Origin of the sequence: Streptomyces sp. NBC_01017 (assembly GCF_045162795.1) — a bacterium.
GTDB lineage: Bacteria > Actinomycetota > Actinomycetes > Streptomycetales > Streptomycetaceae > Streptomyces > Streptomyces machairae.
In genome coordinates, this window is the sequence record NZ_CP108683.1 from 9,635,160 (window position 1) to 9,659,013 (window position 23,854).

Annotated in this window: 20 protein-coding genes; 13 read left to right on the top strand and 7 right to left on the bottom strand. The window is 71.4% G+C overall.

The features are described from left to right. Positions 1-10: 10 nt before the first annotated feature. From OG331_RS44065 to OG331_RS44075, 3 genes are all read left to right on the top strand, one after another. Positions 11-1,450 (top strand): coproporphyrinogen-III oxidase family protein, encoded by a 1,440-nt coding sequence (locus tag OG331_RS44065; RefSeq protein WP_406207905.1) that lies wholly within the window; start codon positions 11-13, stop codon positions 1,448-1,450. After that, on the top strand, positions 1,447-2,514 hold the full coding sequence (locus OG331_RS44070) for a DUF1152 domain-containing protein (protein ID WP_406207908.1): 1,068 nt from the start codon (positions 1,447-1,449) through the stop codon (positions 2,512-2,514). Before OG331_RS44065 ends, OG331_RS44070 begins: the two co-directional genes overlap by 4 nt. Before the next feature lie 301 nt (positions 2,515-2,815). Then, positions 2,816-4,438 (top strand): sigma-70 family RNA polymerase sigma factor, encoded by a 1,623-nt coding sequence (locus OG331_RS44075; protein WP_406207910.1) that lies wholly within the window; start codon positions 2,816-2,818, stop codon positions 4,436-4,438. Positions 4,439-4,481: 43 nt separating this feature from the next. On the opposite strand, the gene OG331_RS44080 is transcribed toward OG331_RS44075, so the two are convergent. From OG331_RS44080 to OG331_RS44110, 7 genes are all read right to left on the bottom strand, one after another. Beyond that, positions 4,482-5,915 (bottom strand): aminobutyraldehyde dehydrogenase, encoded by a 1,434-nt coding sequence (locus OG331_RS44080; RefSeq protein ID WP_406207913.1) that lies wholly within the window; start codon positions 5,913-5,915, stop codon positions 4,482-4,484. Continuing rightward, on the bottom strand, positions 5,908-7,227 hold the full coding sequence (locus OG331_RS44085) for a flavin monoamine oxidase family protein (RefSeq protein WP_406207916.1): 1,320 nt from the start codon (positions 7,225-7,227) through the stop codon (positions 5,908-5,910). The genes OG331_RS44080 and OG331_RS44085 overlap by 8 nt, the downstream gene beginning before the upstream one ends. 89 nt (positions 7,228-7,316) lie before the next feature. Further along, on the bottom strand, positions 7,317-8,387 hold the full coding sequence (locus OG331_RS44090; protein WP_406207919.1) for an ABC transporter ATP-binding protein: 1,071 nt from the start codon (positions 8,385-8,387) through the stop codon (positions 7,317-7,319). A 5-nt stretch (positions 8,388-8,392) separates the two neighbouring features. Then, complete coding sequence (locus tag OG331_RS44095; protein WP_406207922.1) at positions 8,393-9,277, bottom strand: ABC transporter permease; 885 nt, start codon at positions 9,275-9,277, stop codon at positions 8,393-8,395. Beyond that, a complete protein-coding gene (locus OG331_RS44100) occupies positions 9,274-10,173 on the bottom strand; it encodes an ABC transporter permease (RefSeq protein WP_406207924.1) in 900 nt (299 codons plus the stop codon). Before OG331_RS44100 ends, OG331_RS44095 begins: the two co-directional genes overlap by 4 nt. A gap of 3 nt (positions 10,174-10,176) precedes the next feature. Further along, complete coding sequence (locus OG331_RS44105; RefSeq protein ID WP_406207927.1) at positions 10,177-11,301, bottom strand: spermidine/putrescine ABC transporter substrate-binding protein; 1,125 nt, start codon at positions 11,299-11,301, stop codon at positions 10,177-10,179. A 193-nt stretch (positions 11,302-11,494) separates the two neighbouring features. Then, a complete protein-coding gene (locus OG331_RS44110) occupies positions 11,495-12,688 on the bottom strand; it encodes an aromatic ring-hydroxylating dioxygenase subunit alpha (protein WP_406207930.1) in 1,194 nt (397 codons plus the stop codon). Between the two features lie 432 nt (positions 12,689-13,120). Here OG331_RS44110 and OG331_RS44115 point away from each other — a divergent pair, with 432 nt between their 5' ends. From OG331_RS44115 to OG331_RS44160, 10 genes are all read left to right on the top strand, one after another. Continuing rightward, positions 13,121-13,549 (top strand): hypothetical protein, encoded by a 429-nt coding sequence (locus OG331_RS44115; protein ID WP_406207932.1) that lies wholly within the window; start codon positions 13,121-13,123, stop codon positions 13,547-13,549. Then, positions 13,546-14,781, top strand: a complete 1,236-nt coding sequence (locus tag OG331_RS44120; RefSeq protein WP_406207935.1) for an NADH-ubiquinone oxidoreductase-F iron-sulfur binding region domain-containing protein — start codon at positions 13,546-13,548, stop codon at positions 14,779-14,781. Before OG331_RS44115 ends, OG331_RS44120 begins: the two co-directional genes overlap by 4 nt. A 53-nt stretch (positions 14,782-14,834) precedes the next feature. Next, positions 14,835-15,026, top strand: a complete 192-nt coding sequence (locus OG331_RS44125) for a ferredoxin (RefSeq protein ID WP_406207937.1) — start codon at positions 14,835-14,837, stop codon at positions 15,024-15,026. Between the two features lies 1 nt (position 15,027). Beyond that, positions 15,028-17,082, top strand: a complete 2,055-nt coding sequence (locus tag OG331_RS44130) for an acetate--CoA ligase family protein (protein WP_406207940.1) — start codon at positions 15,028-15,030, stop codon at positions 17,080-17,082. Between the two features lie 49 nt (positions 17,083-17,131). Further along, on the top strand, positions 17,132-18,304 hold the full coding sequence (locus tag OG331_RS44135) for an acyl-CoA dehydrogenase family protein (RefSeq protein ID WP_328883622.1): 1,173 nt from the start codon (positions 17,132-17,134) through the stop codon (positions 18,302-18,304). A 40-nt stretch (positions 18,305-18,344) separates the two neighbouring features. After that, on the top strand, positions 18,345-19,517 hold the full coding sequence (locus tag OG331_RS44140; protein ID WP_406207942.1) for an acyl-CoA dehydrogenase family protein: 1,173 nt from the start codon (positions 18,345-18,347) through the stop codon (positions 19,515-19,517). A 34-nt stretch (positions 19,518-19,551) separates the two neighbouring features. Next, positions 19,552-20,454: a 3-hydroxybutyryl-CoA dehydrogenase gene (locus OG331_RS44145; protein WP_406207945.1), complete on the top strand. Its 903-nt coding sequence runs from the start codon at positions 19,552-19,554 to the stop codon at positions 20,452-20,454. 47 nt (positions 20,455-20,501) lie between these two features. After that, positions 20,502-21,113, top strand: coding sequence for a TetR/AcrR family transcriptional regulator (locus OG331_RS44150; RefSeq protein WP_406207948.1), 612 nt, complete (start codon positions 20,502-20,504; stop codon positions 21,111-21,113). A 109-nt stretch (positions 21,114-21,222) separates the two neighbouring features. Continuing rightward, complete coding sequence (locus OG331_RS44155) at positions 21,223-22,707, top strand: hypothetical protein (protein ID WP_406207950.1); 1,485 nt, start codon at positions 21,223-21,225, stop codon at positions 22,705-22,707. Position 22,708: 1 nt separating this feature from the next. Beyond that, positions 22,709-23,797 (top strand): hydrogenase expression protein HypE, encoded by a 1,089-nt coding sequence (locus OG331_RS44160; RefSeq protein WP_406207952.1) that lies wholly within the window; start codon positions 22,709-22,711, stop codon positions 23,795-23,797. The last annotated feature ends 57 nt before the right edge of the window (positions 23,798-23,854 follow it).

Consider the following 23,854-nt stretch of genomic DNA (forward strand, 5'->3'; position numbering starts at 1 on the left):
AGTCATCCTCGTGAACAGCCCGCACGACCAGCTCGCCGAGTACATCCAACAGGGCGTCATACCCCCGTACCAGTACTCGTATCCGCCCCGCTCCACCTACCGGCCGCTCGAGGAGGGCGCCTGGGACATCCACGACGTATGGGCGAGGGACCTGGCCAACCACCCGGTCCCGGAACTCAACCTGTATCTGCACGTCCCGTTCTGCCGCTACAAATGCGGGTTCTGCAATCTCTACACCGTCATCTCCACCGACGAGGACCTGTACGACGCCTACACCGACGCGCTCTGTACGCAGCTCCGCGACCACGCGGAGATCATCCGGGCGCGCCGGTTGCGGACCGTCTACATCGGCGGCGGCACGCCCGCGCTGCTGTCGACCCGGCACTTCGAGCAGATCTTCGCCACCCTCGGCGAGATCTACCCCAACTGGCGTTCCACCGTCGAGGAAGTGGCCCTGGAGGCCACCCCGGACTCCATCGTCGCCGACCCCGACGGCTTCGGCCGGCTGCTCGGCATGGGGCTGACGCGCGCCAACATCGGCATCCAGTCGCTGGTCCCGCAGGAGATCCGCGAAGCGGGGCGGGGCCAGGCGGGCGAGGACGTCATCCGCCGGGCCGTCGAGATCGTCCACGAACGCGGACTGCCGGACCTGTCGACGGACCTGATCATGGGATTCGCGGGGCAGACCCCCGAGACCTGGCGGCACTCGGTGGACGAGCTGGCCAAGCTCGCCCCGACGACGATCTCCACCTACTTCCTCACGGTGCGACCGGACGCGTGGTTCTCCAGGACCGGCGCGTACCAGTACATGTGGAAGCCGGAGCTGTACGAGCGTTACGACTACGCCCGCGAGGTGTTCACCGCCCATGGCTACGTCCAGGAGGGCTCCGTCCGCTACAAGAAGCCCGGCCGCGGCGGGTACGTGCAGAAGGTCCTCACCTTCCACGGCGTGCCCCTGCTCGGCCTCGGTGTCGGCGCCCGCTCCTACAGCTCCGTCCTCGACTACATGACCGGCAGCGTCAAGCCGTCCCTGAGCGAGGTCGCCGACTACATCGAGAACGCCAGGGCCCACCGCCTCCGGCCCACGACGGGGTTCGCCCTCACCCCGGAGGAGATCGTCCGCAAACGGCTCGTGCTCGACACCTTCGACCTCGACCTGTCCGAACTCGACCGCTTCGGCCTGGACGCGATCGCCCCCGAGGTGGACCGGATCCTCGACGCGGCCCAGGCCAACGGCTTGATCCACCGCGTCGGCCCGCGCCGCGTCCAGCTCACACCGAAGGGCTTCAAGTACCGGGACGTTTTGTCCTGGATGTTCTACTCCGACCACGTCAAGAAGCTCGACCGCGAGTACTACGAGGGCCTCCACGACGCCAACACACGGGCGCGCAAGAACATGGGTACGCCGGTGCGGATCACCGGTATCGGCACCGCACGGGAGACGGTGTGAGCGACCTGTTCATCGCCGCGGGCGGCGGCGGGGACCCCCTGGGCACCGCGATCACCGCGGCGACCGTGGGCCGCGTCCTCACCGGCACACCCCTCGGTGAGACCACGATCGCCACGTACGCCTGGGAACGCCTCGAAGTCGACCCCACCCCCGGCCCGCTCGGGGCCGTGCACTTCGCCGACCTCGCACACCATGCGGGCATGCCGGTGATCGCCCCCACCACACGGCCGATCCCGCCCGCCGGCTCCACGCTGCCGGCCCTGGCGGCGGACCTGCCGGCACGCCTGGCCCTGCTCGACCCATGGCAGGGGCTGCCGGCACTGGCCGAACAGATCCGGCGCCTCGCGGACACCGGACGCGACCACGTCCGCATCGTCGACGTCGGCGGCGACATCCTCGCGCACGGCGACGAGGACACCCTGTGCAGCCCCCTCGTGGACGCCCTGGTCCTCGCCGCCTGCCGGCTCGCCGGGGTGCCCGCAACCGTGTACGTCGCCGGGCCCGGAGCCGACGGGGAGATCCCCCAGGCCGACGTACTGGACCGCCTGGACGGCGACGCTCTCACCCCGCTCGCGCAGGACGTGGCCGCGGTCCGCGCAGCCCTGTCCTGGCACCCCTCGGAAGCCTCCGCCCTGTTTGCGGCGGCCGTCGACGGCGTACGCGGACCGATCCGTACGGTGAACCACCTCATCCCGCTCACGGACGCGTCCGCCCGCATCCAGTCCGCCACCCTGGACGATGCCCTCGCCCACAACACGGTCGCCGCCCACCTGCTCGGCGTACTGCCGGCGACCCTGGAGGCCGCCGCCGACCTCTCGGCCGAGCTCACGCAGATCCACGAGCTCGACCGAGAGCGCGTCGCGGCAGCGGAGCCGTCGGCACCCGCCCGAGCCGCGCTGCCCTGGACCGAACCGGCCGCATGGGAGGCGATACGTGACGCGGCACAGGGCGCCCCGCATGTCACTCTCCGATTCGCCGCCCTCGCGCTCGGCTTGACCTGGCGTCAAATCCCGTCCCTACGCGCTCTGTTGGGCGCGCGGGGTCCGGTGCTGGCCGTGGCCTGAGGCGGGCGCCCGATTCGGCGCCGCAGCGCGTTGCGGCGCCGAATCGGCGGGGCAGGTCACGGTATTTGATATCTCGCCGGTACATGGCCGTACTCAACTGTCAAAACGGACCCAAACAGGGCGTTCTTGGCAGGGAGTCGTGAAGGTTTTCAGGCCGATGTGACTTTCCCCATTGCGCCGCCCGAACGGTCCCGTGAGTCTCTCGTGGAACATGCGTCCGAAGAACTGTTATCCCGGGCTCACCGATCGATCTCCCAAGTATCGGACAGCATCGTTCGGCGTCGAGGACAGGGAAGTTTTGATGAGTACAGAGCGCAACTCGGAGTCGGTGGCACTGGTGATCGCTGCCCGGGGCGGCGAGCCGGCGGCTCAGGACGCCCTGGTCAGCGCCTACCTCCCGTTGGTCTACAACGTCGTGGGCCGGGCGCTGAACGGCTCGGTCGACGTCGACGACGTCGTGCAGGACACCATGCTCCGAGCCCTCGACGCGCTGGGCGGGCTGCGTGCTCCCGAGAACTTCCGTTCCTGGCTCGTCGCCATCGCGATGAACCAAGTGCGGGCGCACTGGCATCACCGGCAGTCGGCGCCGGGCGGAGTCGAGGAGGCCGAGGATCTCGCGGATCCGGGCGCCGACTTCGTGGACCTGACCCTGATGCAGCTCCAGCTGTCCGGACAGCGCATGGAGACCGCACGGGCGACCCGCTGGCTGGAGCCCGACGACCGGGGGCTGCTGTCGCTGTGGTGGCTGGAGTGCGCCGGCGAGCTGACGCGGTCCGAGGTCGCCGAGGCCCTGGAGCTGTCGCCGCAGCACGCGGCGGTCCGGGTGCAACGGATGAAGGCTCAGCTGGAGGCGGCCCGCGTGGTGGTGCGGGCCCTCGACGCGCGGCCGCGCTGCGAGGAACTGCAGGGCGTGCTGGCCTCCTGGGACGGCCGGCCCTCGGCGCTGTGGCGCAAGCGAATAGCCCGGCATGCCCGTGGTTGCTCCCATTGCTCCGGTTTGTGGAGCGGTTTGATGCCCGCAGAGGGGCTGTTGGCCGGTCTGGCGCTGGTCGCCGCGGCACCCGCGCTGCTGGAGAGCGTGCTCTCCGCCGCCGGCGGTATGGCCCTGGCCGGCTCGGCGACCCAGCTGAGCGCGTCGGGAGGCCACGGCAGGTCGGGCCGGGGAGCCGGCGCCCGGTCCGCCTCCCGTACCGAGGCGCGTCGACGCCGCCGCAACCGCCGCCGGGCCGTCGGCGGCGCAGTCGTGGCGGCCTGCGTGGCGGGCGGCGCCCTGTGGTACTTCGACACGGACCCCGGAACCGGCAAGGAGGAGGCGGCCGCCGCGGGGACCCCCGGCGCTCCCGCCGCGGAGCTCTCGGAACCGAGCCCCATCGAGACCTCCCCGTCGGCGTCGAAGTCGCCGTCCCCGTCCGCGTCGCCCTCGAAGAAGGCGAGCCCCTCCCCGTCGGTCCGTCCGACCAAGAAGAGCGTGCCGGACCCCCGGCCCTCCAGCCGGCCGACCCGGACCGCGACCAGCACCCCGCAGACACAGGCGGCCCCCTCGGGCGCCGTCGCGCAGGTGGTGGCGCTGGTGAACAAGGAGCGGTCGGCGGCCGGCTGCGGTCCGCTGTCGGAGGACTCCGAGCTGAACCAGGCCGCGCTGCGCCATTCCGAGGACATGGACGCCCGCGACTTCTTCGACCACACCAACCCGGACGGCGCCGACCCCGGGCAGCGCGTCACCGCCGCGGGCTACACCTGGTCGACGTACGGAGAGAACATCGCCCAGGGCCAGCAGACGCCCGAGGCGGTGATGGAGTCCTGGATGAACAGCCCGGGCCACCGTGCCAACATCCTCAACTGCTCGTTCAAGGACATCGGCGTGGGCATCCACAAGGCTTCCGGCGGCCCGTGGTGGACCCAGGTATTCGGCGCCAAGCAGTGAAGCCGAAGCCGTGGCCGGCGGTAGCGTCCCGCGCCGCCGGCCGTCACAGCATGACGTGCTTGACCTGCGTGTAGTCGAGCAGGCCGGTCATGGAGAGGTCGCTGCCGTACCCGGAGTGGCCCACGCCGCCGTGCGGCATCTCCGACACCGTCGTGCCATGGGTGTTGACCCAGACGATGCCGGTCCGCAGCGCACGGCTCGCACGCATCGCCCGGTCGTGGTCGCGGGTCCAGACGCTCGCGGCGAGTCCCTGGGTGACCCCGTTGGCCAGGCGGAAGGCCTCGGCCTCGTCGGAGAAGGGCTGGACGGTGACGACCGGCCCGAACACCTCGCTGCGTACGATCTCGTCCTCCTGCCGTACCCCGGCGACCACCGTGGCCCGGTGGAAGTAGCCGGGGCGGGGCAGCGCGGAGCCGCCCGTGACCACCTCGGCATGGCCGGGCAGCCGCTCCAACAGGCCGCTGACTCCCGCCAGTTGAGCGGCGTTCGCGAGCGGCCCGAAGTCGGCGCTCTCGTCGTCCGGGGCGCCGGGCAGCAGCCGGGCCGCCCGGTCGGCGAAGAGGTCCAGGAAGGTGTCGTGGATCCGCCGGTCGACCAGGATCCTGGCCGCGGCCGTGCAGTCCTGGCCCGCGTTGTAGTAGGCCAGTGACGACAACTGCTCGACCGCGTCGTCGAGATCGGCATCCGCGTGGATCAACACCGGCGCGTTGCCGCCGAGTTCCAGGTGCAGCCGCTTCAGGTCGGCGGCTGCCGCGGCGGCGATCTGCTGCCCCGCGCGGACACTTCCGGTGACGGCCACCAGCCGGACGTGCGGATGGGCGACGAGAGAGCGTCCGGTGTCGCGGTCTCCGCACACGACGTTGAGCACGCCGGGCGGCAGATGCTCGGCGGCCAGCCGGGCCAGGAGCGTGGCCGACGACGGGGTGGTGTCGGACGGTTTCAGGACGACCGTGTTGCCGGCGGCCAGCGCGGGGGCGACCTTCCACACGGCCATCATCAGCGGGTAGTTCCACGGGGTGATCTGGGCGCAGACGCCGACCGGCTCGCGCCGCAGCACGGAGGTGCGGCCCGGCGTGTACTCCGCGGCGGCGGCGCCCGGCAGGTTGCGGGCGGCTCCGGCGAAGTACCGCAACACGTCCACGACCGCCGGGAGTTCGTCGCCCAGGAACAGGGCGCGCGGCTTGCCCGTGTCGGCCACTTCGGCGCCCGCCACCGCACCGGCTTCCCTCTCCAGGGCGTCGGCGATCCGCAGCAGTGCGGTCTGCCGCTCGGCCGGAGTCGTCAGCGACCAGCCGGCAAAGGCCTCCTCGGCCGCCCGGCAGGCCGCGTCCACGTCCTCGGCGCCGGAGAGCGGCGCCGTGCCGTGCAGGAGTCCGGTGGCCGGGTCGATCAGCCGGAGGGTGGCGCCGGACGCGGCCGGCACCTCCTTTCCGCCGATGTGGTTGAGGACGATTGCGAGGTCGTCGGTGTCAGCCACGGCGCAGCGCCTCCTCGGCGGCGGCGCGGCCGGTGCGGACGGCGCCCTCCATGTATCCGGCGACCCACTGGTCGGAGCCGCAGACGTAGAACGGCGGTTCATGCGTGCCGTGCAGCGGACCGACGGCCATGACCTCGCCCGGCGGCCACTGGGTGACGTATCCCTGGGTCCACGGGTCGGTGCCCCACAGCCGCAGATGGCAGGCGGCCGGCCGCAGTGCCTCGTCGCCGAACATGCCGGCCATCTCGGCGAGCAGTTCGGGCGTGCGCAGATGAGGTGGCGTCCCGAGCAGGACGCCGTAGCGCTCGGGCGGGATCAGGGCCGACAGGACGCCCTCGTTCTGCGGCCAGGTGCTGCCCAGCACCCCCTCCGCCTCGGACAGGCCGTTCAGGCCGGCGTCCCGCCAGAAGGGGCGGTCGTAGACGGCGGCGAACTTCGCGGCCGTCGCGTGGCGTTGCCGGTGCAGGGAGGCGAGCCGGGCCTCGCTGACTCCGCTGACGGAGACGTCCCGCAGCGGTCCGACCGGCAGTGCGCTCACCACAGCCGTCGCCGTGAGGACCTCGCCGGTGACCAGGCGTACGGCGCAGCGGTCGGGGCGGATGTCCAGGGCGGCGACTGGGGAGCCCAGCCGGATGTGCGGGCCCAGTTCACGGCCCATCACCTCGGCGAGCGTCGCCGAGCCGTCCGCGAGCCGCAGTCCCTCCCAGTCGTCGTAGTCGTAGTCGCCCTTCCCCGATCCGGGCACCGCCGCGCTCTTGCGCAGCGCGGCCAGCAGCGAGATCCGTTCGTACGAGCCGCCGGCCAGAGCGAGTTGGCCGATCTCCCACAGTCGTACGACGGCAGGGGAGGCCTGCCGGGAGCGCAGCCAGTCGGCCACGGACAGCCGGTCCAGGGCACTCCCGTCGGGGTGCGACCACGGGTCGTCGGGGTCGACCGTGGCGGCGAGCGCGCCGAACTCCGCGCCGAGCCGCTCGTGGAGGGCCGCGTCGCCGGGGCCGAACCAGTGCGGGGGATCGCCGGCCGAGCTGCCCTCCGGCGTGGCGCGGGTCATACGGCCGGGTTCGGCGACATAGCTGGGAACCAGCTCCAGGCCGAGTTCCTTGGCCAGTTGCAGGTACGCGGTGTGGGCACGGCCGACCACTTCGCCGCCCAGCTGGACGAAACGGCCGTCGGGGGTGCGGGTCTGCTCGACCCGGCCGCCGACGCGGTCCCGGGCCTCCAGGACGAGCACGTCGGTGCCGGCGGCGGCCAGGTCACGGGCGGCACTCAGGCCCGCCAGACCGGCGCCGAGCACGATCACGTCGTGATGCATCAGCTTCGCTTTCGTGACAAGAGCTCGTACGACAGAGCTGGTGAAGAGACAGCTCTGTCGTACGGCAGAGCTCGTGAAGTGACAGAGAGTCAGGCGAGGACCAGACAGTGCTCGGGCCGCCAGCCGAACTCCACCGTCTCGCCGCCGCTCCAGCGGTCCTCCATGCGGGCTCGGGCCGTGTTCTGCTCCAGCACCGACAGCGTGACGCCCGGGGCGAGTTCGATGAGGTAGGTCGTGGTCGGGCCGCTGTAGACGGTCTCGCGGATCACGCCGCTCAGCATCGACATGCCCGGCTCGAAGTCCGACAGCCAGATCTTCTCGGGGCGCACGGACACGCTCACCGCAGTCCCGTCCGCGATGTCGGAACGGGGGCCGACGGGCAGGGCGGGCCCCTTCTCCAGGGTCACCTCACCGCCCCGGTAGGTGCCGGTCATCAGGTTGGAGGTGCCCATGAAGGAGGCGACGAAGCCGGTGGCGGGGTGCTCGTAGATGTCCTCGGGGGTGCCGCACTGCTCGATGCGGCCCGCGTTCATCACGGCGATCCGGTCGGACATGGTCAGCGCCTCGTCCTGGTCGTGGGTGACGAAGACGAAGGTGATGCCGACCTCGCGCTGGATCTGCTTCAGCTCCACCTGCATCTGCCGGCGCAGCTTCAGGTCGAGGGCGGCCAGCGGCTCGTCGAGGAGGAGGACGGCCGGACGGTTGACCAGCGCCCGGGCCAGGGCGACGCGCTGCCGCTGCCCGCCGGAGAGCGTACGGGGCCTCCGGTCCGCGAACCCGGCGAGCTGGACCAGGTCCAGCATCTCCCCGACGCGCTGCCGGATCTCGGTCTTGGCGACGCCTGAGCGCTTGAGGCCGAAGGCGACGTTGTCGGCGATGCTCAGATGATCGAACAGGGCGTAACTCTGGAAGACCGTGTTGACGTTGCGCTTGTTGGGCGGCAGCGCCGTCACGTCCTCACCCGCGAGCAGCACCGATCCCTCGGTGGGGTCGCTGAACCCGCCGATCATGCGCAGCGAGGTGGTCTTGCCACAGCCGGACGGGCCCAGCAGGGAGAAGAAGTGGCCGGCCTCGATGTCGAGGTCCAGGTGGTGCACGGCGTAGGAGTCGGCGAACTGCTTGGAGACGCCGTCGAGCCGGACGGCGGGGGTCGCGTCCATGGAAGTCACTCCCCGGAGAGGATGTCGAGGCCGCCGCGGCGGCCGAAGAGGCGCGGGATGAACAGGGCCAGGGCGATCAGGGCGATGGATCCCGCGAGCATCAGGGTGCCGACCGCGTTGATGGTGGGCTGCACCCCGAAGCGGATCGCCGAGTAGATCCGCACCGACAGCGGCTGCGGGTCGACTCCGGTGGTGAAGTAGGCGAGCACGAAGTCGTCGAAGACCAGCGCGAAGATCAGTACGGCCGCGGCGAGCACGGCGGGCAGCAGGGCCGGCAGCGTCACCAGCCGGACCGCCTGCCAGCGGGTGGCGCCGAGGTCCATCGCGGCCTCCTCGACCTCCGGGTTCAGTGCGGCGACCCGGGAGCGGAGGATGACCGTGACGTAGGAGATGGAGAAGGTGATCTCGGCGAGCATCACGGTGCCGGTGGACAGCGGGATGCCCAGCCCCTTGAAGAGCAGCATCGACGCCACGCCCGTGACGATCTCCGGCGTGATCAGCGGAACCAGCATGATCAGGCCGGCCAGCGAGCCCAGCCGGGTGCGAGACCTGACCAGACCGAGGGCCAGCGCCACCCCGAGGATCACCGAACCGGCCATCGCCACCAGGGAGATACGCAGGCTGGTGCCCAGGGAGGCGATGAGGACGTCGTCGTGGACGAAGGCGCGGTACCAGCGCAGGCTGAACCCGTCGAACACGGTCAGCGACTTCTGGGAGTTGAAGGAGAACAGCGCCACCACCGCGATGGGCAGATAGAGCAGCGCGAAGAACAGCCCGGTGACGGCGATGAGACCGCGGGGCCTGCGGTTGGCGCGGCCGCGCCGGGTGCGGGTCCGGGCCTTCGGGCGGGCCGACGGAGCGGTGGCGGTCGGCAGCTTGAGCAGGGTCATCCGCGGGCCTCCGCCTCGTCCTTGCGGGTACGCCGCAGATAGCCGAGCATCCCGATCAGCAGGACCAGCATCAGCAGCATGGTGAGCGCGGAGCCCAGCGGCCAGTTCTGGCCCTGGAAGAACTTGTCCTGGATGAGGTTGCCGATCATGATCTGGTCCGGGCCTCCCATGAGCTGTGCGCTGACGAAGTCGCCCATGGCGGGCAGGAAGACCAGGACGAGCCCGGCCGCCGCGCCCTGCCGGGTGGCGGGCAGGGTGACGAAGAAGAAGGTGCGGACCGGGCCGCCGTACAGGTCGCGGCCGGCCTCGATGAGGGAGACGTCCAGCCGTTCCAGGGCCGCGTACAGCGGGATGATCATGAAGACGACGAAGCCGTAGACGAGTCCCGCGACCACGCCCAGGCCGCTGTTGAGGATCTTCGTGCCGCCGTCCGCGATCCCGACCGCGCGGAGCGTGCGCAGCACGGGCCCGTCGTCGGAGAGGACCACCGACCAGCCGTACATCCGCACGAGGTAGTTGGCGAAGAACGGCACCACGATCGCGGCGATCAGCGCGTGCTTGTACCGCCCGCCGTACAGGGCGATCGTGTACGCCACCGGATAGGCGATCAGCAGCGAGATCAGGCAGGTCAGCAGGGCGTAGCCGAGGGAGCGGGCCATGACCTCGGTGTAGGCGGGGTCCGCGAGCGCGCGGACTCCGGCGAGGCTGAAGCCGAAGCGCGGGTTGCCCAGTTCGTCGGTGGTGCCGACGGCGAGGACGCCGACGAGGACCAGCGAGGCGATCAGGAAGCCCGTCATCCAGAGGGTGCCGGGCAGCATGAGCCAGGTCCAGATACGGGTGCCGTTGGCGTTCGGGCCGTGGCGCCGGCTGCGTGAGGAGGGGCGGGGCAGTGCCATGGGTCAGCCCGCCTTCACATGGGTCCAGGCGGCGTCGCGGGCGTCCTCCGCCGCGCTGCCGCCGTTGCGGAAGAACACGTCGGCCTTCAGGTCGTCCTGGGTGACCAGGCACTCGGGGAAGGGCTCGACCAGGTCGGCATAGACCTTCTCGGTGCCCGCGACCGGCATCGGGTAGCCGATGTACTCGATGTTCTTCTTCACGTTCTCCGGCCGCAGCATGTAGTCGATGAACAGCATCGCGGTGCCGGGATGCGGGGCGTTCCAGGGGATGGCGTAGCAGTCGGAGTTGATCGGCGTGCCCTCCTTGGGGGCCTGGAACCCGAACACGGAGGGGTCGTCGGCCTGGTTGAGCATGGCGGCCATGTCACCGCTCCACGCCTGCTGGATCAGCGCGTTGCCGTTGAGGAGGTTGTTGTAGCTGTCGCTGGAGAAGCCGCGCAGCCGTGGCCGCAGGGTGCCCAGCAGGGAGGTGATGCGGTCGAGATCGCCGGTGTCGCCGGTGCTGACGTCGAGACCGAGGGCGAGGGCGCCCATGCCGAGGACCTCGTCGCGGTCGTCCAGCAGGAAGACCTTGCCCTTGGCCCGGTCGCTCCACAGGTCCCGCCAGGAATCGGTGAGCTCACCGATCTTGTCGCGCCGCCAGCCGATGCCGGTCTTGTACGCGGTGAAGGGGACGGTGTGCGCGGAGCCGGGGTCGTACCACGGATCCGCGAAGTAGTCGTACGTTCCGAAGATGGCCTGGGAGTGGGCGAGCCCGGAGTGGTCGATACGGCGCAGCCGGCCTCCGCGGACCAGCCGCTGGGCCCACTTGGCCGTGGGGAAGATGATGTCGTAGCGGTTGCCGGCGTTGAGCTTGGCGACCATGCCTTCCATCGAGTCGAAGTTCGACTGGATGACCTTGACGCCGTACTCCTTCTCAAAACCCTTGAACACGGACGGGTCGACGAAGTCGGCCCAGTTGAAGTAGACGAGATCGCCGTCGACGCGCGCCTTCACAGGCGCCAGCTGTTCGGCGTCGGGCGTTTTCGCGGGCATGAACCCGCAGCCGCCGGCCGCGGCGCCCAGCAGGCCGAAGGCGCCTGCCCGCAGCACGGCGCGTCGAGACGGCGGTATTGCCTCGGGGGACATGAACGTCCTCTCCGTCGAGGAACGGCACAACTCCAGGGCGGGACCGGCTGGTCGGCTCACTTGGGGCCCTGATTCCGCAGTGAAGACCGGTCTGGGGAGGGTGCGTGCGCGCGTCAGACTGCGCGCGGTAAGGCTGCACGCAGGCCTACGGCGGCCTCGTGCGGATGCGGCGGACGCGCCGCGCCGAAGGGCGTCACCCGGCGTCCCTCTCCAGGTCCTCCCGGACCCGGCGGGCGAACCAGCCGACGCCGGCCTCGCGCTGTGACAGCGGGCCCGGCTCGAAACCGGGGGTGCGCATACCGGCCTGCACGCGCTCCACGAGCTCGGCGTCCTCGTCGTTGGTGACCCAGCCGATGTGGATGTTGATCCGCCGGGCCAGCCGGGTGCGGACGCTCTCCCCGTGCCGGGTGTAGAAGCCGCCCGGAATCGCCGCCCGGTCCTGGGCGGTCGGGAGGGCGGTCCACGCGAGCACGTGGTCAGGGTAGAAGTCGATGAGCGTATTGGGATAGATCACGGCGTACCGCCACACCCTCCGGTCGGCCTCGGTCAGCCCCGGCATCGGGGTCGCCAGCCGCTGGTAGAGCCGCTCGGTCCAGTTCGAGGACGGCTTGTCGCGCAGCGGGGACTCGAAGAGTACGTAGTTCTGCTGCACGTCCACCGTGTACGCCTGGTAGTCGAGCAGTCGCATGAGGGAGGGATGGGCCACGGGGACGTGGTAGCCCTCCAGATAGTTGTCGACGATCACCTTCCAGTTGGCGTTCTGCTCCTCGCCGTCCGAGACGTCGTGGATACGGTGCTTGCCGACCGGGACCAGGCCGGGCCCGGCGTAGTGGCCGACGGCCTCGGCCAGCCCGGCGCAGCTCTCGGCGAGCGGGGTCGCCTCCATGTCCAGGTTGACGAAGACGAAGCCGAGGAAGGACTCGACGTTGACCGGGTGCAGTCCCAGCTTGGGCTTGTCCAGGCAGGGGATCCGACGGGCCTCGGGGGCCCCGACCAGCCGTCCGTCCAGCTTGTAGGTCCAGCCGTGGTACGGGCAGCGGATCGCCTTGCCCGACGGCTCCGGCTCGGTGACCAGGCGGGTGCCGCGGTGCCGGCAGACGTTGAGGTGGGCGGCGAGTCCGCCGTCCTCGGTGCGCACGACCAGCACCTCACGGCCTGCGGCGGTGGCGGTCAGCCGGGCGCCGGGGCCGGGAAGGTCGGACTCGTGACAGACGAGCTGCCAGGACTTGGCGAAGATGCTCTCGGTCTCGGCCTCGGCGATGGCCGGATCCGTGTAGTAGCGGGCGGGCAGCGCTTCCCCGGGGTGATCGAGGGGCGACCGGGTCGGCTGGGGCGACTCGGGCGGGGGAGCGGAGACGGTGTCTGCCCGCGTGGTCGAGGGATGCATTGGGGTCCTCCTCCGCGCCGCTACGGCGGCGATGGGCGGTGAGGGGGTGAGGGCCGGTACCGACGGCCGGTGGGGCGCCAGGTCTGCTCGTTGCAGGGCGCCGGACCAGCCGCAATCCGGCTAACTGATTGGTTAGTCAGAGTGGGACCATCGAGGTGGCAAGTCAAGACTTGTGGGCTGACTAATTAGTTAGTTAGTCTCGTGGCAGGCGGATGGCCCGGGACCCGCAGACCGATGCCCGGGCGCACACCGCAAGCCCGCGGACCACCGTCCGCGCCACAGCGGGCGTCCGGATCCGGACACCCCGCACAGCTCCCGCCCCTTCGCGTCACGGCACCGGAGCATCCGCACACACGTCATCCCGACTCACGTCATCGCCGCGCCGCCCCCGTCTCCGGACCACCCGGGAACGGTGCGAACCCGGAGGCACGCATGAGCGCTCGCCGCAGTCTCGTATGGCTCGGCCTCACACCGGAGCCCGAACAGGAACTGCCCACCGCGGTGGCCGCCCTGCGCGCCCCGGAGGACGGCAGCCCGCCGCCGGCCCTGGTCACCGCCGAACGGCACCGCGTCGAGCGACTGGTCCTGCGCGGTACACAACGCGGCTGGCTGCGCTACCTCGGCGAGGTCACCGACCTGGTCGTCGAGGCCGCCGCCGGCTCCGGGACCGCCGATCCACGGGCGGCGCAGGTGGCGGGCGAGGTCGTCCTCGACCACCACCGCATGCTGATCGGCCTGCCCGGGACCGGATACGCCCGCACCGCGACGCAGCGCCGGGATCTGGAACGGGCGCTGGGACTCCTGCGAGCCCGCCGCACCCCTGCCCGCACTGGACACCACCAGCACAGGAGCACCGTATGACCGGCGTGTACTCCCTCCTCCCCGAAGGGCGCCACGGCCTGCTCGCTCCGCCCGGAGGCGGCGAGGACGTCGACGGCTACCTCGCCGTGGGCGGTTACGCGCCGCTCGTCGCCCCGGACCGCCTGCTCGACCGCATCGCCGCGACGGGACTGCGCGGCCGGGGCGGGGCCGGGTTCCCCGCCGCGGTCAAGCTCCGTGCCGTCCGGGACGCTCCCGGCCCGCGCGTGGTCGTCGCCAACGGGGAGGAGGGCGAGCCCGGCTCCGTCAAGGACCGCTGGCTGCTGCGGCACCGCCCGCATGTGGTCCTCGACGGTGTGCGGCTGGCCGCGGCCATGACCGGCGCCGAACGCGGCTTCGTGTACCTCTCCGACGACCGCGCCGAGCAGGCCGTGCGACAGGCGCTCGCCGAGTCCGCGCCCGAGGTGCGCATCGACGTCGTACGCACGCAGCACACCTACGTCGCGGGGGAGGAGACCGCGGTCGTACGCGCTGTCAACGGCGGCCCGGCCCTGCCCACGGCGAAGCCTCCCCGCCCGTTCGAGAGCGGTGTCGGCGGGGCGCCCACGCTGGTCGCCAACGTGGAGACCCTGGCCCGCGTCGCGGTGATGTACTCGCGCCCGGACGAGGCGGACTCCGTCGCCGGAGCTCATCTGGTGACCCTCTCGGGCGCCGGTGCCGCCGGTGCCGCGCTGGCGGAGGTTCCCGCCGGTACGCATCTGAAGGTCCTCGCCGACCTGTGCGGACACGGTACGGCCACTGCGGTCGTGCTGGGCGGCATGTTCGGCGGGCTGTACGGCGAGGGCTGGACGGACCTGCCCCTCGACCACGACGGCCTGAAGGAGGCCGGCGGAGCCCTCGGCTGCGGAGCGCTGCACTTCCTGCACCCCGAGGACTGCCCGGTCGGCGTGGCCGCCGAGGCCACCGCCTACCTGGCCGCTCAGAGCGCCCGGCAGTGCGGGGTGTGCGTGTCCGGCACCGGGGCGCTGGCCGCAACCCTCACGGCCGCGGCCCACGGCGAGGCGGGCCACGACTCCGTCGACAAGCTGCGCCGCTGGTCACAGCAGCTGCCCGGCCGCGGGGCCTGCGGGCTGCTGGACGCCGCCGCCCGCATCGTCGGCAGCCTCCTCGCCCACTTCCCCGACCGGATCGACGCCCACCGCCGCTCCGACTGCCCCGCCTGCGCGGGCGCGGCACCCGAGGACGGGCGCCGGTTCACGGTGCCGGTGCCCTGAGCCGCATCCAGGCCCCGTACGCCCCCGACCCGCCGCACCGAAAGGACCGCACCATGAAACTCCTGCTGGACTCCACCCGCTGCCAGGGCTATGGCCTCTGCCAGGAACCCGCACCCGAGCTGATCGACCTCGACGAGTGGGGCTACGCCCAGATGCGCGCGACCGAAGTGCCGCAGGGCGACGAGGAAGCCGCCGAGGCCGCTGTCGCCGCCTGCCCCAACTCCGCACTGCGGCTGGTGAAGTGACATGGGACGTGACCTGTCGGCCCTCTTCGACCCCGTCTCCGTCGCCGTCGTGGGAGCCAGCGACGACCCGGCCAAGTACGGCCACGCGATAGCCGCCCAGGCCGTCCGCGCCGACGGCCGCCGTCCCGTGCACCTGGTCAACCGCCGCGGCGGCACGGTGCTCGGCCGTACCGTCGCCCCCAGCCTGAGCGCGATCGGTGAGCCCGTCGACCTGGCGGTGGTCTCCGTGCCCGCCGCCGGCTTCGAGGACGCCGTCGACGAGGCCCTGCGGTGCGGGGCCCGGGCGATCGTCGCCATCACCGCCGGTTTCGCCGAGACCGGCGACGCGGGGCGGATACGGCAGCAGGCCGTCGCCGAACGCGTACGTGCCGCCGGTGCCGTGATGGTCGGCCCCAACTGTCTTGGGATCGCCGACAACACCACCGACCTCTTCCTGGCCTCCGACACCTTCACCCCCGGCGCAGTCGCGCTCCTGAGCCAGAGCGGCAACCTCGCCCTCGAACTCCAGCTCCGCTTCCGCCCGCACGGCCTCGGCTTCTCGCGGTTCGTCTCGCTCGGCAACCAGGCCGACGTCACCCTCGTCGACCTCCTCGCCGACTGCGCCCGGCACGAGGGCACCCGGGCCATCGCGGTCTACGCCGAGGACTTCGGCGACGGACGCGCCTTCGCCGAGGCCGCCGCCGACGCCGGCAAGCCCGTGGTGCTGCTCACCGCCGGACGCGGCGACGCCTCCGCGCGCAGCGCACAGTCCCACACCGGCGCGCTGACCACGTCGGCCGACGTCGTGACCGCGGCCTGCCGGGACGCCGGCGTGGAACTCGTCGCCACACCCCGCGAACTCACCGTCGCCGTAGCTGCGTTGAGCGGCGCGAGGCGGGCGTCGGGACGCAGGGTCGCCGTGCTCACCGACGGCGGCGGACACGGCGTCGTCGCCGCCGACGCCGTCGAAGCGGCCGGCCTGACCGTGCCCGAACTCCACGAGCCGACACGGCAGCGGCTGAGGGAAGCCCTGTGGGAGCAGTCGGCCGTCGCCAACCCCGTGGACCTCGCCGGCATGGGTGAGCAGGACCCCGCCTCGTACGCGGAGACCATCGCCGCGCTCCTCGCGGCCGAGGAGGTCGACGCCGTGCTGATGACCGGCTACTTCGGCGGCTACGCGGCGGCCGAAGGCGGGCTCGGCGGAGGCGGCAAGGCCCTTGCGGACGGCGAGAAGGAGGCCGCTCGCCTCATCGCCGCCCGGCACCGCGCCACCGCGAAGCCGCTCGTGGTGCAGTCCATGTACCCCGAGTCCCCGAGCTGCCGTACCCTCGCCGCGGCCGGCATCCCGGTCTTCGCCGCCACCGAGGACTCCGCCCGCGCCCTCGCCGCGACGGCACCCGCGGCACAGCGCACCGGTGTCACCCCCCTTCCCGTGCCGGCGTCCCCGCTGCGCGAGAGCGGCTACATGGAGACGCGCCGAGCCCTCGAAGAGGCCGGCCTCAGCTTCCCCGCGGCCCGCGAGATCCACGACGAGACCGAACTGCTCGCAGCTGCCGAGGAGTTCACCGGCCCCTACGTCCTCAAGGCCCTCCATCTGCTCCACAAGTCCGACGCGGGTGGGGTGGTACTCGGCCTGGCCGGACCCGACGAACTGCTCGCCGCCTTCCGGGAGATGCACGCCCGGCTCGGCGCCTCCTCCTACTCCGTGGAGGCCATGGCCGACCTGACCGACGGCATCGAGCTGATCGTCGGCGTCAACCGCGACCCGCGCTTCGGCCCGGTCGCCATGGTCGGCCTGGGCGGAGTGCTGGCGGAGGCCCTGCACGACGTCGCCTTCACCCTCGCCCCCGTGCCCGCCGAACGAGCCGTGAGTCTGCTGCGCGGACTGCGCACCGCCGCCCTCCTCGACGGGGTGCGGGGCAAACCGCCCGTCGACGTCGAAGCGGCCGCGAAGGCCGTCGAGGCGATCACCGCGTTCGCCGCCGCCCACCCGGAGATCGCCGAGATCGAGGTCAACCCCCTTCTCGTACGCCCCGACGGAGCACTCGCCCTCGACTCCCGCGCCGTACTCGCCTGACCCACCCCTCCCCGCACGCCGAACCCCCGACCTGACCGAAGAGGCCCCCATGGACATGCGCTACACCCCCGAGCAGGCCGACCTCAAGCGCCGCGCCGCCGAGTACGCCCGCCTGCTGATGCGGTACGAGGACCAGTCCGAGCAGGCCGGCGGACCCCTGCCGCAGCAGCTGGTGACCGAACTGACCCGGGCCGCCATGGACGCCGGCGTCTACGCCATCAATATGCCCGCCGAATGGGGCGGCGCCGGACTCAGCCTGCTCGACCAGGTCATCGTCGAGGAGGAGTTCGGCAAGGTCACCAACTGCCTCTGGGACATCCCGTGGCGGCCCGCCAACGTGCTGGCGTACGGCGACGAGCGGCAGCGCGAGAAGTACCTGCTGCCCGTGATCCGCGCGGAGAAGTTCGACGCGTTCGCGGTGACCGAGCCGGGCGCGGGATCCGACCCGTCCTCCGGCACCTCAACCGCCGACCGCACCGACGGCGGCTGGGTGCTCAACGGTGAGAAGTGGTTCGTCACCTGCGGCGACATCGCCGACTTCCTGCTGGTGCAGGCGGACGCCGGACCCGAGCGGCAGCCCACCCTGTTCTTCGTGGACCGGGCCGCGCCCGGCGTCGAGATGACCCGGGTCCCGCACTTCATGCACTCCGCCGTCAACGGGCACCCCGAATTCACCTTCACCGACGTCTTCGTCGCCGACGAGGACGTGCTCGGCGGCGTCGGCAACGGCTACGAGCTCACGAAGGAATGGTTCACCGACGAACGCCTCATGATCGCGGCCCGCACCGTCGGCGCGGCCGAGCGTGCCCTGCAACTCGCCCGGGACTGGGCCGTGGAGCGCGAGCAGTTCGGGGCGCCCATCGCCTCGTACCAGCTGATCCAGGGCATGCTCGCCGACTGCGCCGTCGACATCGCCGTCAACCGTGCCTACACCCACCAGGTCGCGTGGGAGGCCGACCAGCCGGGCACCGACCGCAAGACGCTGCACGCCAAGGCCTCCACCGCCAAGCTCGCCGCCAGCGAGGCCGCCGGCCGGGTCGCCGACCGCTGTCTGCAGATCTTCGGCGGCCGGGGCTACGACCGCACCTACCCCGTCGAGCGCATGTACCGCGAGCTGCGCGTCGACCGCATCTGGGAGGGCACCTCCGAGATCCAGCGCCTGATCATCGCCAACGAGCTCATCAAGCGCGGCACGCGCGCCCTTGCTCTGCCCACGCCCTGAAACCGCCCACCCGTCACATCACCGCACAGCGAGGACTTCCATGGACTTCCGTCTCACCCCGCGCCAGGTTCAGCTCAAGGCCGACGCGCGCGCCCTCACCGACTTCATCGCCGGCTACGAGATCCAGTGCGAGGAGGACAACGGCCTGCCCGCCGACGCCCACGCCAAGGTTCGCGACGCCGTGCTGGACGCCGGACTCCATGCCGTCAACATGCCGGCCGAGTGGGGCGGCGCCGGCCTCACCATTGCCGAACAGGTCACCGTGCAGGAGGAGTTGGGGCGGCTCACCGGCGCCCTGTGGGACATGGTGTGGCGGCCCGCGAACGCGCTGCGGTTCTGCACCCCCGAGCAGCGCGAACGCTTCCTCGTCCCGGTGATCAACGGCGAGCGGCGTGACTGCTACGCCGTCACCGAGCCCGGCGCCGGCTCCGACCCGCAGAACCTGGCCACCACGGCGACGAAGAACGACCAGGGCTGGGTGCTCAACGGCGAGAAGTGGTTCGTGACCGTCGGCGACCACGCCGACTTCATGATCGTGCTCGCCGCAGCAGGACCGGAGCGTGCCCCCACCCTCTTCCTGGTCGACAAGGACACCCCCGGCATCGAGATGACGCGTGTCCCGCGCTGGATGCACACCTTCGTCTACGAGCACCCCGAGTTCACCTTCACCGACGTCCAGGTCGGCGAGGACGCGGTGCTCGGCGGTATCGGCGAGGGGTACGACATCACGCGCTCGTGGTTCACCGAGGAGCGCCTCATGATCGCCGCCCGTACGATCGGCGCGGCCGAGCGGGCGCTGGAGCTGTCCCGTGACTGGGCCGTGGAGCGCGAGCAGTTCGGGGCGCCGATCTCCTCGTACCAGCTGATCCAGGGCATGCTCGCCGACTGCGCCGTGGACATCGCCGTCAACCGTGCCTACACCCACCAGGTCGCCTGGGAGATCGACCAGGCCTCGGCCGAGGACCGCAAGACCCTGCACGCCAAGGCGGCCATCGCCAAGCTCGCGGCGAGCGAGGCCTCGGGCCGCGTGATCGACCGGTGCCTCCAGATCCACGGCGGGCGCGGCTACGACCGCTCGTATGCCGTCGAACGGCTCTACCGCGAGCTGCGCGTGGACCGTATCTGGGAGGGCACCTCCGAGATCCAGCGGCTGATCATCGCCAACGAGCTCATCAAGCGCGGCTCCGGGGTCCTGGACCTGCCCAGCGCCTGACCCGCACCGCCGCAGACCAGAGAGAGGGACACGGATGACCGACATCAACCGCGTGGGAGTCGTCGGCTGCGGGCTGATGGGCGTCGGCATCGCCGAGGTCTGCGCACGGGCCGACGTACCGGTCACGGTCGTGGAGCGCGACGCGGAGGCGGCCCGGGCCGGCCGCCTCCGCATCACCCGCTCGCTCGACCGGGCCACCGCACACGGCAGGCTCAGCGACGAACGACGGGAGGCCGCCGCGGCCCTGGTCACCGTCGTGCATGACATCGAGGCGCTGCACGACCACGACCTGGTCATCGAAGCGGTCGCCGAGGACGAGGCCCTCAAGATCGACGTCTTCACCCGCCTCGACTCCGTGATCACAGGCGACGACACGATCCTGGCGACCAACACCTCCTCCATCCCGGTCATCAGGCTCGCCGCCGCGACGACCCGCCCCGACCGGGTCGTCGGCGTGCACTTCTTCAACCCCGTTCCGGTCCTGCGGCTCGTCGAACTCGTGCCGTCGCTGCTCACCTCGCCCACCACGGCGGCACGGGCCGAGGAGTTCGTGACCGGCACCCTCGGCAAGGAGGTGGTCCGGACCCGGGACAAGGCGGGGTTCGTCGTCAACGCGCTGCTCGTGCCCTATCTCCTGGCCGCCGTCCGCATGGTGGAGTCGGGCAGCGCGACCGTCGAGGACGTCGACCGCGGCATGGTCCTCGGCTGCGCGCACCCGCTCGGCCCGCTCGCCCTGACCGACCTGATCGGCCTGGACACCACACGCGCCATCGCCGAGTCGCTGTACGCCGAATTCCGCGAGCCCCAGTACTCGCCACCCCCACTGCTGTCCCGCATGGTGGAGGCCGGGTTGCTGGGACGGAAGTCCGGGCGGGGCTTCCATGCGTACGACGCACAGGGCCGTCCCGAGGCCGCGGCACCGGCGGGGCGGCCGTGAGGGAAGATGGTCATGGCCTACGTCCACGGAACGAGGGGAGCCCGAGGGTGAGCACGAAGGTGCGCACGGCAGACACACGCGAGCGCATCCTGACCGCGGCGTGCGAGGTCATCGCCGACATCGGGTTCGAGAAGATCCGGATGCGCATGGTCGCCGAGCGGGCCGGTGTGTCGACGGCGCTGCTGCACTATCACTTCGACACGCGCGAGAAGCTCTTCACCGAGGCGATGACCCACTCCTTCGCCAACACGGCCGTCGACGTCGAACGTGACGCGGAAACTGCCCCGGCGGCGGTCATTCTCTCCCGCATCCTGCGCAACCTCCTGCCCACCGACCCCCAGCTCCACCAGGACTGGCGGCTCTGGCAGGAACTGTGGGTCCGGGCACTGCGCGACGAGACCACGCGCGTCTTCGCCGTGGACCTGTACGCCCAGCTGCACGCCTGGGTGGGCGACGCGGTACGACGCGGTATCGCCTCCGGCGAGTTCACGCCGACCGACGTGGACGACCTCAGCACCCTCGTCCTGTCCCTCAGCGACGGCTACGGCATCCGCCTCATGCTGCGCGACCCGACGGTCACCCTCGACACGGCGCTCACCTCCATCTGGCGCCATGTCTCCGCTGCGCTGGGCCTGCCGGCGACCGTGCCGACGGACTGAGCCTCCTACCCGAATGGCCCATCGCCGCTGCGCCGGAGGAGGCGAGGGTGGGTGAGTGGTGTGAGCGTGGTGGAAGGGATGCGCGTGCACACTGCGACGAGGAGGCGCGATGACGGCGGACGGACGGGCCGAGGGCGGCACTGCATGCGCTGACCCCGGGCAGGACGTGGGCGTCTTCGAGCAGGTGAGCGCGGTCGCCGACGCCGTCCTCTACGAGGGCTACCTGCTGTATCCGTATCGGCGCTCCTCGGCCAAGAACCGCGTCCGATGGCAGTTCGGGGTGCTGTTCCCCCGGGACTGGGTGGAGTCGGACGGTCCCGTCGTCCCCGGTGTCTCCGGCTCCGCCGACTCCTGGTACCAGCAGACCGAGTGCCTGCTGAGGCTCCGGGAGCCCGGCGCGGCCGTACGGGTGCGACTTCGCTGTCTGCAGATGCAGCGCAAACAGGTCGAGGAAACGGGGCGGGACGGCGAACACCGCCCCGTCGAGTCGTTGCGCACCGACGACGGCACGACACATCTGACCTTCGACGAGGCCGTACCGCGCGAGTTCGATGCCGTGGTGCCTCTGGACGAGCTCCTTCGTGGCGAGCACACCGTTGCGGTGACAGCGCCGGCCGGTGCGGAGGTCGAGCACCTGCCGGGACACGCCGCGCGGGTGGTGCGGCGCCGCGAGGAGGTACGGGCGAGCCTCACCGTCGTCGCCGAGCGGCTCGCGCCGTATCTCTGCCGGCTCCGGGTGCGCACAACGAACACGGGAGCCGCGCCGGATCCGCGAACCCCGCGCGACGAGGCCCTGCGCCGAGCGCTCATCGCCACGCACACCCTCATCGGCGGTGACGGCGTGGAGTTCGTCTCGCCGACCGATCCGCCCGCGGACCTGCGTGCCCATGCGAGCGCGTGCCGCAACGAGTTCACGTTCCCCGTGCTCGGCGGTGACCCCGACGCGGTCGGGCGCGTCCTGCTGTCCGCCCCGATCATCCTGCCCGACCACCCCCAGGTCGCCCCGGAGAGCCCCGGCGACCTGCACGACGCGGCGGAGATCGACGAGATCCTCACGCTCCGCACGATGCTGCTGACCGACGAGGAGAAGCGGGAGGCGCGCGCCACCGACCCGCGGGCCGCCGCGATCCTCGACCGGGTCGACACCATGCCTCAGGAGGTCTTCGAGCGGCTGCACGGCGCCGTCCGTTCCCTGACTCCGTCAACCCATGCCGCCCCCGCCGCCCCGGCGCCCCTGGCAACCCCGCCCGCCGAACGACCGGCCTGGTGGCAGGAAGGCGCCGACGACGGTCTCTCGCCGTCCACCGACACCGTGCTCGTGGACGGCGTACCCCTCGGCGCAGGCAGCCGCGTAAGGCTCCGCCCGCGGGGACGCGGAGCCGACGCCCAGGACATGTTCCTGGCCGGGCGGACCGCCGAGGTCGCGGCCGTGTTCCATGACGTGGACGGCAGCGTGCACCTCGCCGTCACCGTCGACGACGATCCCGCGGCCGAACTGCACACCTGGTACGGCCGTTTCCTCTACTTCCGGCCGGACGAACTCGAGCCACTGGAGCCCGCTCCATCCGAAACCCCCCGCAGCGGAGGCCGATGACATGGCAACGCACAGCAGTACCGCCGAGGTCAGCAAAGAACCCAGTCGCGGCGAGGACCGCGAGGGCTTCGACGAGATCACCATCCTGTGGATCTCCGAGGGCATGAGCTGTGACGGCGACACCGTCTCCCTCACGGCCGCCGACCAGCCCTCCATCGAGGACCTGGTCCTCGGTCTGATCCCGGGCCTGCCGAAGGTGAACCTGGTCAACAAGGTGCTCTCGCCCAGTCTGGGCGGCGAGGACTTCCTCGCTCCCTACCGGGCCGCCGTGCGGGGCGATTTGTCACCGTTCATCCTGGTGATCGAGGGTTCGATCCCCAACCAGAACATCATCGAGGGCGACGGCTACTGGACGTCCTTCGGCAACGACCCGGAGACCGGTGAGCCGCAGACCCTGAACTGGTGGATCGACCAACTGGCCCCCAAGGCCTGGGCGGTGGTGGCCGCCGGCACCTGCGCCACCTTCGGCGGCATCCACGCCATGTCCGGCAACCCCACCGGCTGCATGGGCCTCGCCGACTACCTCGGCTGGGACTACACCTCCCAGGGCGGCCTGCCGATCGTCAACGTGCCCGGCTGCCCGATCCAGCCCGAGAACTTCATGGAGACCCTGGTCTGGGTCCTCTACCACGCGGCCGGCTCCGCGCCCCCGCCCCCGCTGGACCACATGCTGCGCCCGCAGTGGCTGTTCGGCAGGACGGTCCACGAGGGCTGCGACCGCGGCTCGTACTACGAGCAGGCCAGCTTCGCCAAGGACTACAACTCCCCCAAGTGCCTTGTGAAGACCGGGTGTTGGGGGCCGGTCGTGAACTGCAACGTGCCCAAGCGCGGCTGGATGGCCGGCATCGGCGGCTGCCCGAACGTCGGCGGCATCTGCATCGGCTGCACGATGCCCGGCTTCCCCGACGCGTTCATGCCGTTCATGGACGAGCCCCCGGGCGGCACGCTGTCGTCCCTGGCCATCAAGCCGTACGGGGCCGTCATCCGCAGGCTGCGCGGCATGACGAACGAGCTGGTCAACCACGAGCCCAGGTGGCGCCACAACAAGCGCAAGCTGACCAGCGGCTACGACCCGCACTGGCGCCCCTGATGGCACCCCGCGCGCAGCTCCCGAAGCCGCACGACCCCCACCTCACGACCCACCCGC

What these genes read in the sequence shown, in the direction of transcription:
- OG331_RS44130 (WP_406207940.1), top strand. Translation starts at nt 15,028, where the DNA reads ATGGGACGTGACCTGTCGGCCCTCTTCGACCCCGTCTCCGTCGCCGTC.
- OG331_RS44095 (WP_406207922.1), bottom strand. Translation starts at nt 9,277, where the DNA reads ATGACCCTGCTCAAGCTGCCGACCGCCACCGCTCCGTCGGCCCGCCCG.
- OG331_RS44110 (WP_406207930.1), bottom strand. Translation starts at nt 12,688, where the DNA reads ATGCATCCCTCGACCACGCGGGCAGACACCGTCTCCGCTCCCCCGCCC.
- OG331_RS44075 (WP_406207910.1), top strand. Translation starts at nt 2,816, where the DNA reads ATGAGTACAGAGCGCAACTCGGAGTCGGTGGCACTGGTGATCGCTGCC.
- OG331_RS44105 (WP_406207927.1), bottom strand. Translation starts at nt 11,301, where the DNA reads ATGTCCCCCGAGGCAATACCGCCGTCTCGACGCGCCGTGCTGCGGGCA.
- OG331_RS44125 (WP_406207937.1), top strand. Translation starts at nt 14,835, where the DNA reads ATGAAACTCCTGCTGGACTCCACCCGCTGCCAGGGCTATGGCCTCTGC.
- OG331_RS44140 (WP_406207942.1), top strand. Translation starts at nt 18,345, where the DNA reads ATGGACTTCCGTCTCACCCCGCGCCAGGTTCAGCTCAAGGCCGACGCG.
- OG331_RS44100 (WP_406207924.1), bottom strand. Translation starts at nt 10,173, where the DNA reads ATGGCACTGCCCCGCCCCTCCTCACGCAGCCGGCGCCACGGCCCGAAC.
- OG331_RS44115 (WP_406207932.1), top strand. Translation starts at nt 13,121, where the DNA reads ATGAGCGCTCGCCGCAGTCTCGTATGGCTCGGCCTCACACCGGAGCCC.
- OG331_RS44135 (WP_328883622.1), top strand. Translation starts at nt 17,132, where the DNA reads ATGGACATGCGCTACACCCCCGAGCAGGCCGACCTCAAGCGCCGCGCC.
- OG331_RS44160 (WP_406207952.1), top strand. Translation starts at nt 22,709, where the DNA reads ATGGCAACGCACAGCAGTACCGCCGAGGTCAGCAAAGAACCCAGTCGC.
- OG331_RS44155 (WP_406207950.1), top strand. Translation starts at nt 21,223, where the DNA reads ATGACGGCGGACGGACGGGCCGAGGGCGGCACTGCATGCGCTGACCCC.
- OG331_RS44090 (WP_406207919.1), bottom strand. Translation starts at nt 8,387, where the DNA reads ATGGACGCGACCCCCGCCGTCCGGCTCGACGGCGTCTCCAAGCAGTTC.
- OG331_RS44120 (WP_406207935.1), top strand. Translation starts at nt 13,546, where the DNA reads ATGACCGGCGTGTACTCCCTCCTCCCCGAAGGGCGCCACGGCCTGCTC.
- OG331_RS44145 (WP_406207945.1), top strand. Translation starts at nt 19,552, where the DNA reads ATGACCGACATCAACCGCGTGGGAGTCGTCGGCTGCGGGCTGATGGGC.
- OG331_RS44085 (WP_406207916.1), bottom strand. Translation starts at nt 7,227, where the DNA reads ATGCATCACGACGTGATCGTGCTCGGCGCCGGTCTGGCGGGCCTGAGT.